Annotated in this window: 4 protein-coding genes and 1 pseudogene; 2 read left to right on the forward strand and 3 right to left on the reverse strand. The window is 63.6% G+C overall.

Annotation, left to right across the window (positions count from 1 at the left end):
* Positions 1-266 precede the first annotated feature (266 nt).
* From P7D22_RS22430 to P7D22_RS22440, 3 genes and pseudogenes are all read right to left on the reverse strand, one after another.
* Entirely contained in the window at positions 267-986 is a 720-nt protein-coding gene (locus P7D22_RS22430; protein ID WP_319936474.1) for an SDR family oxidoreductase, read from the reverse strand.
* Positions 987-1072: 86 nt separating this feature from the next.
* Positions 1073-1330 carry a hypothetical protein gene (locus P7D22_RS22435; RefSeq protein ID WP_319936475.1) on the reverse strand — a complete coding sequence of 86 codons (258 nt, stop codon included), beginning with the start codon at positions 1328-1330 and terminating at the stop codon, positions 1073-1075.
* Positions 1331-1454: 124 nt separating this feature from the next.
* Positions 1455-2860 (reverse strand): annotated as a pseudogene (locus tag P7D22_RS22440) (IS3 family transposase).
* Between the two features lie 65 nt (positions 2861-2925).
* Here P7D22_RS22440 and P7D22_RS22445 point away from each other — a divergent pair.
* Positions 2926-3165 carry a hypothetical protein gene (locus P7D22_RS22445; protein ID WP_319936476.1) on the forward strand — a complete coding sequence of 80 codons (240 nt, stop codon included), beginning with the start codon at positions 2926-2928 and terminating at the stop codon, positions 3163-3165.
* A gap of 464 nt (positions 3166-3629) precedes the next feature.
* Positions 3630-4235, forward strand: coding sequence for an FMN-dependent NADH-azoreductase (locus tag P7D22_RS22450; protein ID WP_319936477.1), 606 nt, complete (start codon positions 3630-3632; stop codon positions 4233-4235).
* The last annotated feature ends 64 nt before the right edge of the window (positions 4236-4299 follow it).

The following is a 4299-nucleotide window of genomic DNA, read 5'->3' on the forward strand; positions in this document are numbered from 1 at the left end:
CAGAGGGGTCGGGATTGGACGCGAAATGGGGGTCGTCGTTGGAAGCGATTTGACAACACAGGTGCGCCGGACCCACCCTTAGTTCACGCCGCCAGCTGTCCCAAAAAGCCTGACAACGGACAGTGGCGCGTCGCCCGGCGAGGCGACTTTGCAGTGATCGATCCCGCGTTGGAGACGCTGCTTCGACGTCGCCCGCAAACGATGCGCGACGTCCTTTCCGGCATTATCGGGCTCGCCTGAGCCTGGACCGCAGGAGAGGCGGTTGATCAGGCAAGGCTTCCGCCTCCGTCGACGGCCAGCACCGTCCCCGTGATGTAGGGGTTTGTCATAACGGACACTGCGGCATCGGCGAGGTCGGCCGGTTCGCCGATGCGGCGCGCAGGAAGCGTCATCCTCAGATGATCAAACAGCGCGAGACGGTCCTTCTCGGGCATGAAGTTCCAGCCCGCTGTTTCGACAACGCCAGGGGAGATGCAGTTCACCCGCACCGGCGCAAGTTCGACGGCCAGCGCCTTGGCGAAGCCCTCCAGAGCCGCATTGAGCGATGCGACGACCGACGTGCCGGGTCCGGGACGGTAAGCCGCGAGGCCCGAAAAGAAGGTGATCGAGCCGCTTGCGGAAAGGCGCGGCGCCGCATAACGCGCCGCAAAGAACGGACCCCAGAACTTGGAGGCGAGCATCTGCTCGATGGCCTCGGTCTTCAGTTCAGCGAGCGGCCCGTAGGTGAGTTGGGCCGCCGTGGTCACCAGGTGGTCCAGGTTCCCGACCTTATTGAAAAAGGCGGCGACCTCGGCCTCGTTGCCAATGTCGAGCGACATCGCGGCCACCTTGTCCCCTAAGCGGGATGCCGCCTTTTCGGCTCCTTCCTTGGTGCGGCCGACGACCACGACCGAAGACGCTCCTTCCACAAGAGCTTTTTCCGCCAGGGCCATGCCCATGCCGGAGGTGCCGCCGATAACGACGACGCGCTGATCGTGAAGGCGCATGATGGTGTTCCTTGTTAGGGCGCAGATGTGCGCCGCCGCCGACCGAGTGGTCGGCGGGAGGACGATGGTTTCGAGAGGGCGGGCCGTTAGAAGCGGGGAAGGACCTTCTTGTCCTGCAACCTGCGGATTGCGGCGAGGAGCGCCGCGCCGCTGTCGACGGTCTCGTTGAAGCCGGCGCGCCGGATCTTCCCCATGTCCGAGATCACGTCGAATTCGGTGTTGAAGATGAAGTCCCCGAAGCCCCAACCGACGAGCTTGTCGTACGGGGTATCGCGAAGTCCATGCTCCGCGACCATGGCCGACCAGAGCGGCGCCTTGTCGGCCATCTGCTTGGCGAGCGTCATACGCATGGGCGCTGCGACATCGAGCCCGAGCCCCTCGCCGACCTGCCGCCAGTGTCCGTAGTCAGGGTTTTTGGGACAGCTGGCGGCGTGAACGAAGGACTACTCTGGCGCACCTGGGTTGATGTTACGCGGCGTGCTGGATGTGCTGCAAGCGGCGATGCAGAAGGGTTTGCCGCTTGATGCGTTGGCGTTCAAGCCGGATGGCGTCACCACGTCCCGTGTAGACGTCGGCGGGCGTGAGATTGTCCAGGCTCTCGTGGTAGCGCCGGGTGTTGTAGTGATCGACGAAGGTGGCGATCTCGGCCTTCAGGTCGCCGGGCAGATAGTAGTGTTCCAGCAGGATGCGGTTCTTGAGCGTTTGGTGCCAGCGCTCGATTTTGCCCTGGGTCATAGGGTGGAACGGGGCGCCCCGGGTGTGGTGCATGCGTTCCCGCTCGAGCCATTGCGCCAGCTCGCCCGACACGTAACACGGCCCGTTGTCGGACAGGAGCCTGGGACGGTGAACGACGGCCACCTGCTCGAGCCCTGAGGCCTGCAAAGCTAGGTTCAGGGTATCGGTCACGTCGCTGGCCGCCATGGTGGTGCAGAGCTTCCAGGCCACGATGTAGCGCGAGAAGTCGTCCAACACCGTCGACAGGTAAAACCAGCCCCAGCCACTCACCTTGAGATAGGTGAAGTCCGTCTGCCAGAGCTGGTTCGGCGCGGTGGTCTTGTCCTTGAACTCGTCGGCCGCCTTCATGACGATGAAGGCCGGACTGGTGATAAGGTCGTGCGCTTTGAGCAGGCGGTACACCGAAGCCTCTGACACGAAGTAGCTTTCCGTGTCGATGAAGCGCACCGCCAGCTCACGTGGTGACAGCTCCGGTTGCTCCAGGGCGAGGTGAACGAGCTTGTCGCGGATCGCGTCCGGGATGCGGTTCCACACCCGGCTCGGCCGAGGCGAGCGGTCCTCCAGCGTCTCGGGACCGCCTGTCTGGTAGAGATCGTACCCGCGATAGAAGGTGGCCCGCGGGATGCCGATCATCTCCAGGGTGCGCCGGACCGGCAGGTGCGACTGCTCGACGAGCCGGATGATCTCAACCTTCTCGGCTGCAGGGTACCTCATGCGTTGTCGTCCCCACTGCCGGTCACGCTTTTTTTGAGCAGCCGGTTTTCCAGCGTGAGGTCGGCAACGGCTTCCTTCAGGGCCAGGGCGGAGCCTGCCAGGGGCTCCGCTCAGCGCAGCTGAGTGGAGTGGCAGGCGGAGGGCTCGCGACGCAGTCCCTTCACCTCGTCCGAGGTCGCCTCGCGCACGGCATCGCCAGCCAGGCGCTTCTTGCCGGCTTCCAGAAAATCCTTCGACCATCGATAGTAGATGTTCGATCCAAGGCCTTCGCGCCGGCACAGCTCCGCGATGCTGTCTTCGCCGCGCAGACCCTCCAGCACGATGCGGATCTTCTCCTCGGCCGAATAGTGCTTCCGCGTCGCACGGCGGATCTCCTTGACCACCGTCTCGGCTGGTGGCTTTGCCTGACCGGCTTTCTGGCTCATCTTCGCTCCTTGAGGGCTACGATGCGCCAGAAACCCTCCCTCGTCGAAACCCCTCAGTCTGTCTCATGAGCCCTGACGGCGGACAGGCGGGCCTGATCGTGGGCATGCAGGCCCATGTGCACGACCTGGCGATGGCCCGGGCGCAAGCCCTCGGCCTGCTCGCCACGCAGGTGCGGCGCGAAGCCTACGTGATGGCTTACAGCGACGCCTTCTGGATCATCGGGGTCGGCTTGATCATCAGCCTTGCAGCTGTAGCCTTGCTGAAGAAGCCGCAGAAGACGTCCGGCCCAATCGAGGCCCATTAAACATGCGTACGCCGCGCGAAGCCGAACTTGCGTTGATGAGGACGCTTCTGGATGGTCCGAAGCCGGTGACGGCTGGTCCGATTGGACGGTGCGTCAAGCGCGGTTGGTGCTCCATCTCGACCGGGATGCAAGCTGACGGCGAATCCACAAGAGTGGTGGTTCTTTACGGCCTGACACCTTCGGGCCGCAGCTTGCTGGGAGAGGTTAGACGTGAACTCGCGCTGACCCCCGCGTGGAAGCCGGCTCCCTCCGCCATCCTGGAGCTTCAGGACTGAGGCGAGGGCCCGGGGTTCCCGTCGGGGTCGATACCGAATCCCGCCCATCTTCCGCTCGCATTGGTCGACGGCTGAGGGTCCAGCTCGTTACATTTGTATGCCCGCTCCGATCGGTGTGCTTCCTTGCGGTGGGCCGACAAGGTCATCTATTGAGCCTTGGTCACCAACGGATACTCTCTGAGGATGTTCATGAACGTACTCCACATCGACTCCAGCATCCTGGGCGACAACTCCGTGAGCCGCCGGCTTTCGGCCGCAACGATCACCCAGCTCAAGGTCGCTTCTGGCGACGTCATCTACCGGGACCTTGCGGCATCGCCCATCCCGCACCTTTCCGGTCGCTACCTTGCCGGACAGAGCCCGGATGTGCAGCATGACCAAGCCTTGCAGGAAGACCTCGCACTTGGTGGGAAAATCCTCGAGGAGTTCCTGGCCGCCGACGTCGTCGTGATCGGCGTGGCCCTCTACAACTTCACAGTGTCGAGCCAACTGAAGGCCTGGATCGATCGCATTCTGGTCGCAGGTAAGACGTTTCATTACACCGCAAAGGGGGCCGAGGGATTGGCAGGCGGGAAGCGGGTGATTCTCACGATCGCTCGCGGCGGCTTCTACGGCCCTGGCACGCCCCATCAGAGCTTCGAGCACGCCGAAAGCTATATGCGAACGGTTCTCGGCTTCATCGGCATTACCAATCCCGAGGTGATCGTGGCGGAAGGCATCGCGATCGGTCCTGATCAGCGCGCGGCCTCCGTCCAGAAGGCCCTGGCGGAGATCGAGGCACTCAAGACGGCCTGACAGGTCCGTGACGCCCCAAGTCAACCCGCTCTGGCTGCCTCCTGTGCAAGCAGCACAAGCGCCA

Source organism: Lichenihabitans sp. Uapishka_5 (genome assembly GCF_033947565.1).
Lineage (GTDB): Bacteria > Pseudomonadota > Alphaproteobacteria > Rhizobiales > Beijerinckiaceae > Lichenihabitans.